At 60.5% G+C, this 17,181-nt stretch carries 18 protein-coding genes and 1 pseudogene; 17 read left to right on the plus strand and 2 right to left on the minus strand.

All coding sequences use genetic code 11. The annotated features are described in order from the left end of the window. Nucleotides 1–110: 110 nt before the first annotated feature. The 6 genes and pseudogenes from coaD (at nt 111) to tgt (ending at nt 4,461) form a co-directional block, all read left to right on the plus strand. Nucleotides 111–609 (plus strand): annotated as a pseudogene (coaD, locus tag LGH82_RS02395) (pantetheine-phosphate adenylyltransferase). 109 nt (nt 610–718) lie between these two features. After that, nucleotides 719–1,216: a peptidylprolyl isomerase gene (locus LGH82_RS02400; RefSeq protein ID WP_413771457.1), complete on the plus strand. Its 498-nt coding sequence runs from the start codon at nt 719–721 to the stop codon at nt 1,214–1,216. 29 nt (nt 1,217–1,245) lie between these two features. Beyond that, on the plus strand, nt 1,246–1,758 hold the full coding sequence (locus tag LGH82_RS02405; protein ID WP_227347137.1) for a peptidylprolyl isomerase: 513 nt from the start codon (nt 1,246–1,248) through the stop codon (nt 1,756–1,758). Nucleotides 1,759–1,769: 11 nt separating this feature from the next. Then, nucleotides 1,770–2,219, plus strand: coding sequence for a DMT family transporter (locus LGH82_RS02410; RefSeq protein WP_227347138.1), 450 nt, complete (start codon nt 1,770–1,772; stop codon nt 2,217–2,219). Nucleotides 2,220–2,222: 3 nt separating this feature from the next. Beyond that, on the plus strand, nt 2,223–3,338 hold the full coding sequence (queA, locus tag LGH82_RS02415) for a tRNA preQ1(34) S-adenosylmethionine ribosyltransferase-isomerase QueA (protein WP_227347139.1): 1,116 nt from the start codon (nt 2,223–2,225) through the stop codon (nt 3,336–3,338). Further along, nucleotides 3,331–4,461, plus strand: a complete 1,131-nt coding sequence (gene tgt, locus LGH82_RS02420) for a tRNA guanosine(34) transglycosylase Tgt (protein WP_227347140.1) — start codon at nt 3,331–3,333, stop codon at nt 4,459–4,461. Before queA ends, tgt begins: the two co-directional genes overlap by 8 nt. Nucleotides 4,462–4,464: 3 nt before the next feature. Here tgt and LGH82_RS02425 read toward each other — a convergent pair whose 3' ends face one another. Beyond that, on the minus strand, nt 4,465–4,884 hold the full coding sequence (locus LGH82_RS02425) for a DUF4864 domain-containing protein (RefSeq protein ID WP_227347141.1): 420 nt from the start codon (nt 4,882–4,884) through the stop codon (nt 4,465–4,467). Between the two features lie 224 nt (nt 4,885–5,108). On the opposite strand from LGH82_RS02425, the gene LGH82_RS02430 reads away from it, so the two are divergent. From LGH82_RS02430 to LGH82_RS33545, 11 genes are all read left to right on the plus strand, one after another. Beyond that, nucleotides 5,109–5,705, plus strand: coding sequence for a DsbA family protein (locus LGH82_RS02430; protein WP_227347142.1), 597 nt, complete (start codon nt 5,109–5,111; stop codon nt 5,703–5,705). A 193-nt stretch (nt 5,706–5,898) separates the two neighbouring features. Beyond that, nucleotides 5,899–6,135: an Lrp/AsnC ligand binding domain-containing protein gene (locus tag LGH82_RS02435; protein WP_227347143.1), complete on the plus strand. Its 237-nt coding sequence runs from the start codon at nt 5,899–5,901 to the stop codon at nt 6,133–6,135. Nucleotides 6,136–6,306: 171 nt separating this feature from the next. Then, the gene (locus tag LGH82_RS02440) at nt 6,307–7,719 is read left to right on the plus strand and encodes a circularly permuted type 2 ATP-grasp protein (RefSeq protein WP_227347144.1); all 1,413 of its coding nucleotides are present in this window, start codon (nt 6,307–6,309) and stop codon (nt 7,717–7,719) included. 21 nt (nt 7,720–7,740) lie between these two features. After that, the gene (locus LGH82_RS02445) at nt 7,741–8,682 is read left to right on the plus strand and encodes an alpha-E domain-containing protein (RefSeq protein ID WP_227347145.1); all 942 of its coding nucleotides are present in this window, start codon (nt 7,741–7,743) and stop codon (nt 8,680–8,682) included. A 1-nt stretch (nt 8,683) separates the two neighbouring features. After that, on the plus strand, nt 8,684–9,478 hold the full coding sequence (locus tag LGH82_RS02450; RefSeq protein ID WP_227347146.1) for a transglutaminase family protein: 795 nt from the start codon (nt 8,684–8,686) through the stop codon (nt 9,476–9,478). 31 nt (nt 9,479–9,509) lie between these two features. Then, nucleotides 9,510–10,241 (plus strand): peptidase, encoded by a 732-nt coding sequence (locus LGH82_RS02455; RefSeq protein ID WP_227347147.1) that lies wholly within the window; start codon nt 9,510–9,512, stop codon nt 10,239–10,241. Between the two features lie 110 nt (nt 10,242–10,351). Then, nucleotides 10,352–11,764, plus strand: coding sequence for a pyridoxal phosphate-dependent decarboxylase family protein (locus tag LGH82_RS02460; protein ID WP_227347148.1), 1,413 nt, complete (start codon nt 10,352–10,354; stop codon nt 11,762–11,764). 127 nt (nt 11,765–11,891) lie between these two features. Beyond that, entirely contained in the window at nt 11,892–12,659 is a 768-nt protein-coding gene (locus LGH82_RS02465; protein ID WP_227347149.1) for a DeoR/GlpR family DNA-binding transcription regulator, read from the plus strand. 124 nt (nt 12,660–12,783) lie between these two features. Further along, nucleotides 12,784–14,304 carry a glycerol-3-phosphate dehydrogenase gene (gene glpD, locus LGH82_RS02470; protein ID WP_227347150.1) on the plus strand — a complete coding sequence of 507 codons (1,521 nt, stop codon included), beginning with the start codon at nt 12,784–12,786 and terminating at the stop codon, nt 14,302–14,304. A 123-nt stretch (nt 14,305–14,427) separates the two neighbouring features. Then, on the plus strand, nt 14,428–15,921 hold the full coding sequence (gene glpK, locus LGH82_RS02475) for a glycerol kinase GlpK (protein WP_227347151.1): 1,494 nt from the start codon (nt 14,428–14,430) through the stop codon (nt 15,919–15,921). Between the two features lie 377 nt (nt 15,922–16,298). After that, a complete protein-coding gene (locus tag LGH82_RS33545; RefSeq protein WP_413771420.1) occupies nt 16,299–16,445 on the plus strand; it encodes a hypothetical protein in 147 nt (48 codons plus the stop codon). 96 nt (nt 16,446–16,541) lie between these two features. Here LGH82_RS33545 and LGH82_RS02480 read toward each other — a convergent pair whose 3' ends face one another. Further along, nucleotides 16,542–17,039 (minus strand): BA14K family protein, encoded by a 498-nt coding sequence (locus LGH82_RS02480; RefSeq protein WP_227347152.1) that lies wholly within the window; start codon nt 17,037–17,039, stop codon nt 16,542–16,544. Nucleotides 17,040–17,181 lie beyond the last annotated feature (142 nt).

A 17,181-nucleotide genomic window follows, 5' to 3' on the forward strand; every position in this document is an offset into this window, starting at 1 on the left:
AGCATTCGTGATCAGCCCGTTCATCTGTCGTTCACGCCGGCGAAAAGGTTCACGGACGGCTCACCGATCGGATTTGCCTTTGCGAGAGAGGCTCGCTAGAAGCACCAGCCATGATTGAACGCATTGCCCTTTACGCTGGCTCCTTCGACCCGCTGACCAACGGCCATCTCGATGTGCTGAAGGCGTCGCTGGCCGTCGCGGACATCGTCTACGCGGCGATCGGCATCCATCCTGGCAAGAAGCCGCTGTTTTCCTTCGAGGAACGGGTCGGTCTCATCGAGGCCGCGACGAAAGCGGAATTCGGTGCCGACGGCGCTCGCATCAAGGTGGTTGCATTTGACGGGCTGGTCATTGATGCCGCCAGGAAAGAGGGCGCCTCGATCATGATCCGCGGCCTGCGTGACGGCACCGACCTCGACTACGAGATGCAGATGGCCGGCATGAACGAGACCATGGCGCCGGAATTGCAGACGGTTTCTGCCCGCCAGTCCCTCGGTGCGAACCATTACCGCCACACTTGTCCGCCAGATAGCCTCGATGGGCGGCGACATCCGCCCCTTCGTGCCGGCGGCGGTTGCCGGCGCGCTCACCGCAAAATTCGCGAAATAAGATCCCGGAGATTCAAATGCAGCTCAAAAGGCTCGCCTCATTCCTTGTCGTGCTCGCCGGTCTTGTGACCGCGTCCGTTTCGGCCTTCGCCGCTGAGCCGGAAAACACCATGATCATCACGCTGAAGGACGGCGACGTGACCATTGCGCTCAGGCCCGACCTCGCGCCAAAGCATGTCGCGCAGATCAAGAAGCTGGTGCGCCAGGGCGCTTACGACAACGTTGCCTTCCATCGCGTCATCGACGGCTTCATGGCGCAGACCGGCGACGTGAAGTTCGGCAACATGAAGAAGGGGTTTAGCGCTGAAGCCGTGGGTACCGGCGGTTCCGATCTGCCAGACCTGCCGGCCGAATTCTCCAAGACCGAGCACTACAAACGGGGCGTGCTCGGCATGGCCCGTTCGCAGGATCCGAACTCCGCCAATTCGCAGTTCTTCATCATGTTCGCGCCGTCGCCGTCGCTCGATGGCCAGTACACCATCGTCGGCAACGTCGTCAGCGGCATGGAACTGGTGGACAAGATCAAGAAGGGCGACGAGGCTAACAACGGAACCGTCACCGATCCCGATCGCATGATCAAGGTGCGCATCGCCGCTGACGGCAAGTAAATCTGTTAATTTTCAAAAGGATATCTGACATGGCTGAGATCAAGGACCGCGAGAACGCGCTCATCATGGAGACGACAAAGGGCAACGTCGTCATCGAACTGTTTCCCGACCTGGCGCCTGGCCACGTCGCCCGCATCAAGGAACTGGCGCGCGAAGGCGCCTATGATGGCGTGGTGTTCCATCGCGTCATCGAGGGTTTCATGGCGCAGACCGGCGATGTGAAGTTCGGCAATTCGACCAAATCCACATTTGCCCCGTCCCGGGCTGGCATGGGCGGTTCGGAGAAGCCTGATCTGAAGGCTGAATTCTCCAACGCCAGCCATGGCCGCGGCACCTGCTCGATGGCGCGTTCGCAGAACCCGAACTCGGCCAACTCGCAATTCTTCATCTGCTTCGACGATGCCGCCTTCCTCAACCGCCAGTACACGGTCTGGGGTCAGGTCATCGAAGGCATGGACAATGTCGACAAGATCAAGCGCGGCGAGCCGGTTGTCGACCCCGACAAGATCGTGTCGCTGAAGGTCGCGGCCGACGTCAAGTAAGGCGAATTACAATGATGGGCGTCGTCTGGTCGCTTCTTGGCATCCTGTCCGGCGCCTTCATTGCCATTCAGGCACCGATCAATTCGCAGCTGGCGCGAGGCCTGGGGCTCCCGGTCGCCGCCGCTGCGTTTTCGTTCCTGTCGGGTGCGGTCGTGCTCGGCATCATCTCCGTCACGGTGGTGAAGCTGCAGGGCATTTCGCTCGACTGGAAAGCGCCGGCACCCTGGCTGTTCGTGGCTGGCGGCATGCTCGGCGGCTTCTATGTCACGCTGTCGACGATTCTGACGCCACGCATCGGCGCTGCCGCCCTGATGGCGTTCCTGGTGGCTGGCCAGTTGCTGGCAGGCATTCTCATTGACCGCGTCGGCTTCCTCGGCGTCGCCGTGCGCGAGATTTCGCTCGGCCGCATCGCGGGTGCGATGCTGCTGCTGGCCGGAGCGCTGCTCGTCCGGCTCTTTTGATCCATGCGCGTCGATCTCTTTGACTTTGAACTGCCGGAGGAGCGCATCGCGCTGCGACCGGCAGAACCGCGCGACAGCGCCAAGATGCTCGTCGTCAGTCCGGATGAGGGGCTGGAGGATCGGATCGTTCGCGACTTGCCATCCTTGCTCAGGCCCGGTGATGTGCTGGTCTTCAACGATACCAAGGTCATTCCTGCCCAGCTGAAGGGCATAAGGCGTCGAGGAGAGGCTGTCGCGCAGGTGGAGGCCACGTTGCATATGCGGATGGCTGGCGATCGCTGGCTGGCCTTCATGCGGCCGGGCAAGCGCATCGCCGCCGGCGACCGCATCCATTTCGGCCATGACGGCGATTCATGCTTTCTTGGCCATCTCGACGCCACGGTGCTCGAGAAGGGCGAAGGCGGCGAAGTGCTGCTCAGCTTTGACCTTTCCGGTGTGTTCCTGGACGAGGCGCTGCGTGCCGTCGGGCACATTCCACTGCCGCCCTATATCGCCTCGAAGCGCGACGACGACGAGCGCGACCGCAGCGACTATCAGACCATCTATGCCCGGGAAGAAGGTGCCGTGGCAGCGCCCACTGCGGGCCTGCATTTCACTCCGGAGCTTTTCGCCGCGCTCGATGCCAGGGGGGTCGAACGTCGCTTCGTTACCTTGCATGTCGGCGCCGGGACATTCCTGCCGGTGAAGGCCGACGACACCGCCGATCACAAGATGCATGCCGAGACCGGTTCGGTCAGCCAGGAAACCGCCGATGCGCTGAACGCGGCAAAGGCGAGGGGCGGACGCATCATCGCCGTCGGCACGACGTCGCTGCGACTGCTGGAAAGTGCCGCACGCCCGGACGGTACACTGCCGGCGTGGTCGGGCCCGACGGACATCTTCATCACGCCGGGCTACCGCTTTCGCACCGCCGACATGCTGATGACCAATTTCCATCTGCCGCGCTCGACCCTGTTCATGCTGGTCTCGGCCTTCAGCGGCCTCGAGACGATGCGCGCGGCCTATTCGTACGCCATCGAGAACCGCTACAGGTTCTACTCCTATGGAGATGCAAGCCTGCTTTATCGCGCGGGGCAATCTCCAGATGCGCCGTTGCACGACAAGGAATTCAATGACTGAAGCCTTCTCATTCAAGGTTCTGGCGACTGACGGCAAGGCGCGCCGCGGTGCGATCACCATGCCGCGCGGGGAAATCCGCACACCCGCCTTCATGCCGGTCGGCACAGGCGGCACCGTCAAAGCGATGTACATGGACCAAGTGCGCGGCGTCGGCGCCGATATCATCCTGGGCAACACCTACCATTTGATGCTCAGGCCCGGCGCCGAGCGCGTGGCGCGGCTCGGCGGTCTGCATGAGTTCGCCCGCTGGCCGCATCCGATCCTGACCGACAGTGGCGGCTTCCAGGTGATGTCGTTGTCGAAGCTGCGAAAGCTGACTGAAAAGGGCGTCACGTTCCGCTCGCATATCGACGGCGCCGCCTATGAAATGTCACCGGAGCGCTCGATCGAGATCCAGGGACTGCTCGATTCCGACATCCAGATGCAGCTCGACGAATGCACAGCGCTGCCGGCCGAGACCAAGGAAATCCAACGCGCCATGGAACTGTCGCTGCGCTGGGCGGAGCGCTGCAAGACGGCATTCGGTGACCAGCCCGGCAAGGCGATGTTCGGCATCGTGCAGGGCGGCGACAACGCCGACTTGCGCGTGCGCTCGGCGCAGGCGCTGAGCGCGATGGAGTTGAAGGGCTATGCTGTCGGTGGCCTGGCCGTTGGCGAGCCGCAAGCGGTGATGCTCGAGATGCTCGACATCACCTGTCCCGAACTGCCGGCGGACAAGCCGCGCTATCTGATGGGCGTCGGCACGCCGGACGACATTTTGAAATCGGTGGCGCGCGGTATCGACATGTTCGATTGCGTGATGCCGACGCGGGCCGGCCGCCACGGCCTTGCCTACACACGGCGTGGCAAGGTCAACCTGCGCAACGCCCGCCATGCCGACGATCCGCGCCCGCTCGACGGGGAAAGCGATTGCCCGGCGGCGCGGGACTATTCACGCGCCTATCTGCATCACCTTGTGCGTTCACAGGAGGCGCTGGGCGCGATGCTTCTGACCTGGAACAATCTCTCGTATTATCAAAAGCTTATGCAAGACATTCGCGCCGCCATAGAGGGCGGTGATTTCCAGGCGCGGGGCGCTGAGATTTCCGAAGGCTGGGCGCGGGGCGATATCCCGGCCATTTGACCCTCAGGTGCTCAATGAGTTCGCCGCGCGCAGACTGCAGCCGGTGATCTGGAACGTGCCATCGGGCTGCTGCTGGAGCGTGTAGACCGCTTCATAGTCCTTGCCGTCGGGTCCCACGATCAGCACCTGCTGGACGATCGATGTCGGGCCCGTCTCCTGCACCTTGCCGAAGGAATAGGTCTGCGGCTTGCGTACCGGCGGGTAACCGTTGGTGACCATGCTCATGAACAGGTCGGCGGTTGGGAAAATCTGTTTCACGTTCGGTGCGGCGAAACTGTAGGCGCGCGCGCCGTCATTGGCGATGAAGGCCTTCAGTTGGCCGTCGATGACGGTCTGTGCGGCCTTGACTTCAGCATCCCCGGCCAGCGCCGGCGACTCGAAGAGCAGTGAAACGAGTGCGAATGCGAGAAATGCTCGACGCATGGCCTGTCTCCGTTGTCCCTCGAAAAGTTATCCCCAAAAAATTGCTATCCGAGGACACATCATAACATACGCAATACCTTACGTATCTCGGCGCTTCAGGGTTTCAGCGACCCTTAAACATTCGCCTCGGAATGGCCTAACTCCTGTCTTTAAGCATACTTTAATATGCCGCGCTCATCGTCAGGGCGAGGGGGATTCAAATTCTCAAGCCCACAGGATGGACAATGTCTGGACAGATTCATCGACGTGCCTTTCTGAAAGTTGCCGCAAGCTTTGCGGTTCTGGCTCCTTTGCCCGCATGGGCAGGCGCCGCCCAAGTGCCCTTCGATCCGGCGATTCCCGCACTCGGTAATCCTCGAGGTAATGTGACAATTGCCGAATTCGTCGATTATCAGTGCCCCATCTGCAAGCTCACCTATGTCGAATTGAAAAGGCTTATCGCCGAGGATCATGGCATCCGGTTGGTGATGAAGGATTGGCCGATCTTCGGTGATGCTTCGCGCGACGCGGCCCGCATGGCGCTCTCCGCCGGCCCACACTATGCCAGGGCGGTGAATGCCCTCATGGCCAGCGGGCAAGGACTTTCCGAACACCGCACGAACGAGATCCTCGCTTCCGCCGGCGTTGATGTGACCAAGGTGCGTGCCGGCCTGGCTGCTCGTCAGCCGAAGATCGATGCCGTCCTCTCCCGCAATGGCGCCCAGGCAAGCGCCTTCGGGCTGCGCGGCACGCCGGCATTGGTGATCGGCGGGACCTTGTACCGGCACGGCATGTCCGTGGCGGACCTCAAGCTTGCTGTTGCCAAGGCACGGGCTGCCTGAGTACGGGCAGCCTGAGGACAGTCCTGAAGCTTGAAAGCCGGGCGGCAGTCTGCGACAAGGGCCGCTTCCAGCGCATGACCCGAAAAATCGGATTCGATTTTCGGCAAGGATCATGCGCAACGTGCCACGACATCCTTCGCGCGCCCCTGAGGACGCGCGGCGCGGTCGGTACGAGCTTGAGCGGGACGGAGCAATGAGAGCGTTTTTCGTGCAGATCAAATGCGACCTAGGCAAGGCCTATCAAGTGGCCAGTGCGCTCGCGGATGCCGAGATCGCCTCGGAGATCTACTCGACCGCCGGCAACTACGATCTGCTCGCCAAATTCTATGTCGATGACGAAGAGGACATTGGCCACTTCGTCAATGAGAAGGTGCAGATTCTTCCAGGCATCAAGGATACGTTCACGGTCGTTACCTTCCGAGCGTTCTGATCGCGTCCATCACCTGCTCGACCACCAGGCAAAGCCTGATCCCAGTCACATTGGCCCTGCCTTAATTTTAGGCAGTTGCAATATACTGATCGTCCGAGCCTCTCAAATCACCGATTGCGCTTGATTTTCTCCAGAGACGCCAGTGAAATGGTGTCACAGGGGAGTACGCGATTGGCAGCGTTCGATGAAATGCTTCCGGAAGTCTCCGGATTGAGAAAACCGTATTCGGCTTACGATCGCTGGCTGAAGGAGCAGGATCCGGCCAGGCTTACGGAGAAGATGCAGGATGCCGAGCGCGTCTTCCGCAAGACCGGCATCACCTTCGCCGTCTATGGCGAACAGGACGCCTCCGAACGGCTGATCCCGTTCGATATTGTTCCCCGCATCATTTCCGGCAATGAATGGCGGCGGCTCACGCAAGGCATCGAGCAGCGCGTGCAGGCGCTGAATGCCTTTCTCGACGACATCTACCACCGCCAGGAAATCCTGCGTGCCGGGCGCGTTCCCAAGGAACTGATCGCCAAGAACGAAGCATTCTTGCCGGAGATGATCGGCGTGCGGCCGCCGGCTGGCGTCTACACCCACATCATCGGCGTCGACATCGTCCGCATCAGCGAGAACGAATTCTACGTGCTGGAGGACAATGCGCGCACGCCGTCCGGCGTTTCCTACATGCTGGAGAACCGCGAGACGATGATGCAGCTCTTTCCGGAGCTGTTCCAGCAGATCAAGGTACGGCCCGTCGAAAACTATCCGCAGCTCCTGCGCCAGTCACTGGCGGCAGTACGACCGCAGAGCACCAAGGGTGCGCCGACCATCGCCGTGCTGACGCCAGGCAGCTACAACTCCGCCTATTTCGAGCATGCCTTCCTGGCCGACCAGATGGGCGTGCAGCTTGTCGAAGGCCAGGATCTACGGGTCGTCGACGGCCACGTCGCCATGCGAACGACAGAAGGCTACAAGCAGATCGACGTGCTCTATCGCCGCGTCGACGATTCCTTCCTCGATCCGCTGACCTTCCGTCCGGATTCAGCGCTTGGCGTCCCGGGCATCATGGATGTCTATCGCGCCGGCAACATCACCATCGCCAATGCGCCGGGAACTGGCATCGCCGACGACAAGGCGATCTATTCCTACATGCCCGAGATCGTTGAGTTCTACACCGGCCGCAAGGCGATCCTCGGCAACATCCCGACTTGGCGCTGCTCGGAACCGGACAGCCTGAAATACGTCCTCGAACACATCGACGAACTGGTGATCAAGGAAGTGCATGGCTCCGGCGGCTACGGCATGCTGGTCGGACCGGCGGCGACCAAGAAGGAGTGCGAGGATTTCTCCAAGAAACTCGCGGCGAAACCGTCCAACTACATCGCCCAGCCGACCCTGGCGCTGTCGACCTGCCCGATCCTGACGGATAAGGGCCTGGCGCCCCGTCACGTCGATCTGAGGCCCTACGTACTGGTTTCCGACCGCATCCAGATCGTCCCAGGCGGCCTGACGCGCGTCGCGCTCAAGGAAGGCTCGCTGGTCGTCAACTCATCGCAAGGCGGCGGCACCAAGGATACGTGGGTGCTGGATGACTGAACCTCATTCGAAGGGTTTTTGATGCTTCTCGGCCGCACCGCCAACGGGCTTTACTGGATGAACCGCTACATCGAGCGGGCCGAGAACATGGCGCGGCTTGTCGATGCCGGCTTGCGCATGGCGCTGACCCGTACCCAGAGCGCGTCGGAAGAGTGGAACTCGGTGCTGCTCAGTGCCGGCTCCGACGTGGCCTTCACGCAGAGATATTCGGACTACACCGCCGCCAACGTTGCCGACTTCCTGTTGCGCGACACGTCGAACCCTTCGAGCACGATGGCCTCGATCGAGACGGCCCGCAGCAATGCCCGTATGGTGCGCACCGCGCTGACACGCGAAACCTGGGAAAGCATCAACGAAGCCTGGATGTCGCTGAAGCGGATGCTGGCCAAGCCGATCGACGAACGCGACCTGCCTAGTGTCCTTGATGCGATCAAGCGCGAGACGGCGCTGATCCGCGGCTCGTTCTACGGCACCATGTTGCGCAACGAGATCTTCGACTTCTCGCAGCTCGGCACCTATGTCGAGCGGGCCGACAACACGGCGCGCATTCTCGATGTGAAATACTACGTGCTGCTGCCGTCCATCTCCTGGGTCGGTTCGACGCTCGACAATTACCAGTGGGAATCGATCCTGCGCTCGGTATCGGCGCATCGCTCCTATCGCTGGGTCTATGACGCCGATTACAAGCCGACGAACATCGCGGATTATCTGATCCTCAATGTTCGCATGCCGCGTTCCCTGACCTTCTGCTACCGCTTCCTGACCGAGCACCTGAAATTCCTGGGCGACGATTACGGCGAGCGGCATGCCTGCCACGCCACGGCTGAGAAGACGCAGGCCATGCTGAGAACCGGCTCGATCAAGGACATATTCGATACCGGCCTGCACGAATTCCTGGCCAATTTCATTCTCGACAACACCAAGCTCGGCGACGAGATCGCGCAAGATTATCGGTTCAACTGATATGCGGCTGAAGATCACACACCGGACCGAATACCGCTACGATGCGCCGGTGCAATATCTGTTGCAGCGGTTGCGGCTGCTTCCCGTCAGCGGGCCGACACAGACGGTGTTGTCCTGGGGGCTGAATATAGAGGGCGCGCGCGAAGAAGTGCGATTTGTCGATCATTTTGGCAACGACACACGGCTTTTGAGCGTCGAAGGCGATCGCGATTTCATCACGGTCGAGGCGGCTGGCGAAGTGGTGACAAGGGACACGGCCGGCGTGTCCGGGCCGCACCAGGGTTTTGCGCCGCTCTGGCTGTTTGGCCACGAAACGCCGCTGACAATGATCGGCGGCGGCATTCGCGAACTCGCGGCGTCGATCGGCAAGGGCACCGATATCGAAAGGTTGCACCGGCTGATGGCGGTCATCGGCGAGCGTGTCGCCTATACGCCGGGCACCACCAATGCGGCGACGCCCGCCGAGGAGGCACTGGCGCTCAAAACCGGGGTCTGCCAGGATCACAGCCATATCTTTGTCGCCGCCGCTCGCGCCATGGGGTTTCCTGCCCGCTACGTCAGCGGCTATCTGATGATGGACGCGGCGGTCGAGCAGGCGGCAAGCCATGCCTGGGCCGAGGCGCATGTTTCGGGCCTTGGCTGGGTTGCGTTCGACGCCGCCAACGGCATTTCTCCAGACGAGCGCTATGTGAAGGTTGCAACCGGCCGCGACTACCGGGACGCCACGCCGGTGTCGGGAATTCGGCTTGGACAAGCGGAAGAACAACTTGCGGTCACCGTCACGGTAGAGCAGTAATCCCAGCAACATTGCTGCCAGAAGAGATTCCATGACCTATTGCGTCGGCCTGAAGATCGATCGCGGGCTCGTGTTCATGTCGGACACGCGCACCAATGCCGGCATGGATTCGATCTCGACCTTCAAGAAGATGCATGTCTGGGAACAGCCGGGCGAGCGCGTCATCGTGTTGATGTCCGCCGGCAACCTGGCGACGACGCAGGCGGTGGTCAGCCTGCTGGAAGAGCGCACCAAGGCGGTTGCCGATCGTCATGCCACGTTGTTGGAAACGCCTTCCATGTATCAGACGGTGCGGCTCGTGGGTGACACCGTCAAGGAAGTGATTGCCCATTCGTCGCCGGCCGGCGAGAAGGCGGATTCCTACTTCAACGCCTCTTTCATCCTTGGTGGACAGATCAAGGGCAGCGAGCCGCGCCTGTTCATGATCTACCCTGAAGGCAATTTCATTGAGTCGACTGACGACACGCCGTTCTTCCAGATCGGCGAGACCAAGTACGGCAAGCCGATCATCATCCGCGCCTATGAAAAGACCATGAGCCTTGCCGAGACGGTGAAACTGCTGCTGGTGTCGTTCGACTCGACCTTGAAGTCAAACCTCTCGGTCGGCCTGCCGCTGGACCTGCTGTTCTATGAGAAGGAGACTTTCAAGGTCGGACTGAAGAAGCGGATCGGCCAGGATGATCAGTATTACCGTACGATCTCCGATGGTTGGTCTAACGCGCTAAAAACCGCCTTTGCGAGCCTGCCTGATTTTCCGGGCTAGTGGCCGCCCATTCGCAGGCCGTTGCGAACCAATATTTCACATGTTAATTAGACTGCTGATCGAATGTGGCGGCTGCAATCGGCGACGCCTGGCAGTGCTGGAAGGCGCGAATGAACAACGATGATTTCCGGCAATGGTCGCTGCGCGCGGCCGAATGGGGTGCCGACTACCGAAGCGGCCTTCGCGACAGGCCGGTGCGGCCGCTTGTCGAGCCGGGCGACATCTTCAAGAGCATAGAAGTCTCGCCACCTGAAACGGCGGAGCCGATGGACGCGATCTTCGCCGACTTCGAGGACAAGATCCTGCCGGGCATGACGCATTGGCAGCATCCGCGTTTCTTCGCCTATTTCCCGGCCAATGCAGCACCCGTTTCTGTCGTGGCCGAGTATCTGGTTTCGGCGATGGCCGCGCAATGCATGCTGTGGCAGACCTCGCCGGCGGCGACCGAACTGGAGACGCGGGTGGTCGACTGGATGCGCCAGGCGCTCGGCCTGCCGGAAGGGTTTTCGGGGGTCATCCAGGATTCGGCGTCCTCGGCCACGCTTGCCGCCGTGCTGACGATGCGTGAACGCGCGCTCGACTGGCAAGGAAACAAGAAAGGCCTGAGCGGGCAGGCGAGGGTGCGCATCTATTCCTCCGACCAGGTCCATACCTCCATCGACCGGGCAATCTGGGTTGCCGGCATTGGCGAGGACAATCTGGTCCGCATCCCCGCCGCAGGCCGCTTTCGCGCCATGGATACCGTGGCCCTTGAAGCTGCGATCGTCGCCGACAAGGAAGCCGGACTGCTGCCGGCCGGCATCATCGCTTGCGTCGGGGGTACCAGCACTGGCGGAACCGATGATGTCGCTGAAGTCGCGGCGGTGGCGAAGCGGCATGGACTGTATCTGCATGTTGATGCGGCGTGGGCGGGATCGGCGATGATCTGCGAGGAATATCGGCACTTCTGGGCCGGTGTCGAGCAAGCGGATTCTATCGTCTTCAATCCGCACAAATGGCTGGGCGCGCAGTTCGACTGCTCGATCCAGTTCCTGCGCGATCCGGAAAGCCATGTGAGGACGCTTGCCATCAAGCCGGATTATCTGAAGACGCACGGCCATGACGGCATCATCAATTATTCCGAATGGTCAGTGCCGCTAGGGCGTCGCTTTCGCGCTCTGAAACTCTGGTTCCTGCTGCGCGCGCATGGGCTGGACAATCTGCGCACGATGATCCGCAACCACGTCGCCTGGAGTGAAGGTCTTGCCGCGCGTCTGGCAAGGGAGCCGGACTTCGAACTCGTCACCGAGCCGATGCTGTCGCTGTTTTCGTTCAGGCATCAAGCGCCATCAGGCATCGATCCGGATGAGCATAATCTGCGATTGGTCAACGCCATCAACGATGACGGCCGCATCTACCTGACGCAGACACGTGTGGATGGCCGGGTCGCGATTCGTTTTCAGGTCGGCCAGTTCGAGGCGACCGCCAGCGATGTCGATGCGGCTTTCGATACTGTTACCGAAGTCGCGCGCACCCTGGCCTGAATCGATTGTTCCGAATCTGCGACGCGGTTTGCTTTTGCAATCGTGCGTTTCTATTCACTGGCTCTTGTCTTTTCATAACTTTCGTTTTCGGCTATGGACAAAGAAAACGAAAACGGGAGCCTACCCAATGTACCTGTCGCCGCGCCACTCCGAGATCGTCCAGATGGCAAAGGACAATGGCAGGGTGCTGGTTGACGAACTGGCAACGCATTTCAACGTAACGCCACAGACAATACGCAAGGATCTCAACGACCTGTGCGACCAGCGGCTGCTGTCGCGCATCCATGGCGGCGCGCTGTTTCCGTCCGGCATCGAGAACATGGAGTACGAGGCGCGGCGCAAGATTGCCGCCGAGGAGAAAGATGCGATCGGCCGCGCGGCAGCCAGACTGATTCCAGACAACGCCTCACTGTTCATAAACATAGGCACCACGACCGAGGCCGTCAGCACGGCGCTTCTCGATCATACGGGACTGATGGTCATTACCAATAATATCAATGTTGCCAACAGGATGCGCATATATCCGTCGATGGAGGTCGTAATCGCCGGCGGTGTCGTACGCGGTGCCGATGGCGGCATCGTCGGTGAGGCCGCGGTCGACTTCATCAGGCAATTCAAGGTCGACTACGCTGTGATCGGTGCATCGGCGATCGATCATGACGGAGCGCTGCTCGACTTCGATTTTCGCGAAGTCAAGGTAGCGCAGGCGATCATCGCCAATGCCCGGCATGTCATCCTCGTTTCCGACCAGACGAAGTTCGAACGCACGGCGCCGGTGCGCATTGGCCATCTGTCGCAGGTGAATACATTCATCACCGATCGTTGCGACATCCCGTCGGTGCGCAGGATTTGCCAGGAGGCCGAGGTTCAACTGATCGAAACATCGCTCGCTTGAAAGCTCTCGGGGGCGGGTGCTGGGTATTCGTATTCGTTTGACATTCGTTATCATTTCGAAATAATGCCGCCACGGTTTCGTTATAAGTCAAGAATATTGCAATGCGAAATCGCTGGAGAATCGTGTGGACACCATCCATGACATCTTCGTCATAGGCGGCGGCATCAATGGCTGCGGCATAGCCCGTGATGCCGTTGGTCGAGGCTTTTCGGTCTTTCTCGCCGAGATGAACGACCTGGCCAGCGGAACGTCCTCCGGCTCGACCAAGCTAATCCATGGCGGCCTGCGCTACCTTGAATTTTATGAATTCCGCCTCGTGCGCGAAGCGCTGATGGAGCGAGAGGTCCTGTGGCGGAACGCGCCACACATCATCTGGCCAATGCGCTTTGTCCTGCCCTATGCCAAAGGGCTGCGGCCTGCCTGGCTGATCAGGCTTGGCCTCTTCCTTTATGATCACATTGGTGGGCGCAAATTGCTGCCGGCGACGCGGACGCTGGACATGGCCAACGACCCGGCCGGCCGGCCGCTGAAGCCACTGTTCCGAAAGGCATTCGAATATTCCGACGGATGGGTCAATGATGCGCGGCTGGTGGCGTTGAATGCGCGCGACGCCGCTGACCGTGGCGCGACCATCCGGACCCGCACCAAGGTGGTCAGTGCCCGCCGCGAGGGCGATCTCTGGACGGTAAGCCTCGAGAACGTCACGACCGGCGAGACCGAGGAAGTGAAGGCGCGATTGCTGGTCAATGCAGCTGGTCCCTGGGTCGATCATGTGCTGTCGGACACGGTTGGCCTGAAGGACGTGCACAATGTCCGGCTGGTGCAGGGCAGCCATATCGTCATCGGCAAGAAGTTCGATGATCCGCGCGCCTATTTCTTCCAGAACAAGGATGGGCGCATCATCTTCGCCATCCCCTATGAGGAAGAGTTCACGCTGATCGGCACCACCGATAGGGATTATCCCGGCGATCCGCATGACGCGAAGATCAGCGATGCAGAGATCGACTATCTGTGCGCGGCGGCAAGCGAATACTTCGCCGAGCCGGTCAAGCGTTCGGACATCGTCTGGACCTATTCGGCGGTGCGCCCGCTCTATGATGACGGAGCCTCGAAGGCGCAGGAGGCGACGCGGGATTATGTTCTGAAAGCCGACGGCGGTGAGGGCGTTGCGCCAATCGTCAACGCCTTTGGCGGCAAGATCACCACCTACCGGCGGCTGTCGGAATCGATGCTCGAAAAGATCGAGGGTCTTCTTGGCAAGCGCGGCAAGCCGTGGACTGCAAATGCGCCGCTGCCAGGGGGCGATTTCCCGGCCACCGGGTTCGATGCGGAGGTCACGAAACTGAAGGCGGCCTACCCGTTCCTCGATGCGCGCCTTGCCCGCCGGTTGACCCGGCTCTACGGAACGCGGGCACGATCACTGCTTGGATCGGCCAGATCGAATGCCGACCTTGGCCGCAACTTTGGCGAGGACCTCTACGAGGCCGAAGTGCGCTATCTCGCCGAAAATGAATGGGCCGTCACCGCCGATGATGTGTTGTGGCGCAGGACCAAGCGTGGTCTGCATCTCAGCCGCGAGCAGGCGGTTGCACTCGACGAGTTCATGCGGGGCATGAGCCGCCAGCACATCGCGGCCGCCGAATAGCGGGTACCGACACCGAATCGGTAAAGCCCGGGAAGGCAGCATCTTTTTCCCTGCCGGTTGCATGGATGGCGAAACCTCGGCAAGAATTGGTCCTGCGTCGGATCGCGCACCGGGGGAGTGGGAATGAGTGGCTTTGTCCTGGCAATCGACCAGGGGACGACATCGACGCGGGCGATCCTGTTCGACGGCGAGATGACGATTGCAGGTAGCGGGCGGAAAGAATTCGCCCAGCACTATCCGGCTTCAGGATGGGTCGAGCATGATCCCGAGGAGATCTGGTCGAGCGTCGTGACGACGGTGAAGGCAGCCCTGAGGAAGGCCGGACGCAAGGCTTCCGAGGTTGCCGCGCTCGGCATCACCAATCAACGCGAGACGGTCGTCATCTGGGACAGGGCAACCGGCAAGCCCATCCACAATGCCATCGTCTGGCAGGACCGGCGCACCGCGCCGCTGTGCCAGAAACTCAAGAAGCAGGGGCTGGAGAAGACATTCACCAGGAAGACCGGGCTGCTGCTTGACCCGTATTTTTCCGGCACCAAGATCGCCTGGATGCTGGACAAGGTGAAGGGAGCCAGGAAGCGCGCCGAGAAGGGTGAACTGCTGGCCGGCACCATCGACAGCTTTTTGATCTGGCGGCTGACCGGCGGCAAGGTTCACGCCACCGATGCTACCAATGCATCGCGCACATTGGTCTACAATATCCAGGAAAATGCCTGGGACGATGAGCTTCTGGCCATCCTCGGGATACCCGCGAGAATGCTGCCGGAGGTGAAGGATTGCGCCGATGATTTTGGAAGCACTGAGAAAAGCCTGTTCGGTGCCGAGATAAGAATCCTCGGCGTGGCCGGTGACCAGCACGCCGCAACGATCGGCCAAGCCTGTTTCGAGCCAGGCATGATGAAATCAACCTATGGCACGGGGTGTTTCGCGCTGCTCAATACGGGCGGCGATCTGGTGCGCTCAAAAAACCGGCTGCTGACAACGATCGCCTACAGGCTGAACGGCAAGACCACGTATGCGCTGGAGGGCTCCATCTTTATCGCCGGTGCGGCAGTGCAATGGCTGCGGGACGGGCTGAAGGTCATCGGCAAGGTCGAGCAGAGCGGCAAATTGGCGGCTGCCGCCGATCCGACCCAGAACGTCTACCTGGTGCCAGCCTTCGTCGGGCTCGGCGCGCCACACTGGGACGCCGATGCGCGGGGCGCCATTTTCGGACTGACCCGCAATTCCGGCCCGGCCGAGTTCGCACGCGCGGCATTGGAGTCCGTCGCTTTTCAAACGCGTGATCTGCTCGACGCGATGCGCAAGGACTGGAAGGCCAGTTCGGCCAAGACCGTGCTTCGCGTCGATGGCGGCATGGTCGCGTCGGACTGGACGATGCAACGCCTGGCCGACATTCTTGATGCACGGGTCGACCGCCCGACCATCCTCGAGACAACGGCGTTGGGCGCCGCATGGCTCGCCGGCTCGCAAGCCGGTGTGTGGCCGGCGGCCGGGACGTTCGCGAAAAACTGGGTGCTCGAACGGCGGTTCCAGCCAGAGATGGACGCAGCAGACCGCGCAACGAAACTCGCGGGTTGGCGCGACGCCGTACGCAGAACGTTGAGCACTTTATAGTGCTCGGAACCGCAGTGTGATCGGGATTGTGCTGAAGTGAGGGGGAATGACGAATCCACGTTGGTATGCTGCTTGGCGTGGCGAGGCTGTCGACCAGCTGCACGCCACGAACAAGCACCTACAGGATGAATTCCGTCTGGGTAGCTGGTCTCGCTACGACTATGATCTGAAATCTGGGAAGGTTCTTTTTCTCGGATGATCAGAGCATCGTCAAGGTTGTTGCCGAAATCCAGATCGCAGGCAGTACCAGCACTAAAGCCAGAAACTGGCTTTAGTGCTGGGCAAACTCAAATTTGCCTGGCGAACTGCTTGGCCACTGAAAACTGGTTCGATCTTTCGGAGAGAAGAATGGCATTGACGAATCGGCTCAGGGCTACGTGACGGATACGCAAGATGATCTGGAAGTGCTCGGTTGGGAATTGACCGGCGCTACGATCAGAATTTGCAATGCTCTTGGAGCGTACCGGTCGCCGCGTGGCGAAGGGCTCTATTTGATTTTGAAGAACATCAGCTGGGCAAGTTAAATGAAACTGCCTCATAATACCGACGAAAGGCTCGCACCATCTTCGGTGCGAGCCTTTCGTTTCGTCATTCAGTTCAGTTCGCTCGGATAGGTTCGATCAATAGGGCGAACGGCACTGCTGACGGGGGCCGTTGTTCGGCTGGAAGGTGTTGTCCGAAGCGCGATAGGATCTGTAGCGGTCGTAGCACCACTGCACATGGGAATTGCCGCGGTTCTGTTCGCTGTTTACGATTGCTCCGCTAATGACCGCGCCTGCGGCGAATGCGGCCAGCGGGAACCAGTAGTCGCCGTGGCGCTGATAACCCGGGCGATAATAGCTATAGCCACGGTGTCCGTTCCAGTAGCCGCCGCCATTTCCCCTGTTACCGAAGTTGCGGTTGCCGTTGAAGTTTCGGTGACCGCCGGAATTGCGGTTGCCACGGAAATGGCGATTCTTCAGTTGCGGATTAAAATCGACAGCCTGGATATCGGATGGAGTGACGATAGGGGCCTGCGGCACGAATATTGGCGCGGCTTCGGCAGGTATGGCGGCAGTGGCCGCGAATGAAATTGACAGAGTGGCGGCCAGCAAGCCCGACATGACCTTATTCATCATCTTCTCCTTGAAAGGGTGGTTGACGTCCCTTGTGGCTGGAAAACGGATAGAGAGCGCTATTGTTCCAGAAAAATGATCAAGTTGCTGATCTGTAATGTTTGTCCTGTTCGAATCTCTATTTGGAAGCTGTCCCCCCGAGTTT

It is taken from the genome of Mesorhizobium sp. PAMC28654, assembly GCF_020616515.1.
Taxonomy (GTDB): domain Bacteria; phylum Pseudomonadota; class Alphaproteobacteria; order Rhizobiales; family Rhizobiaceae; genus Mesorhizobium.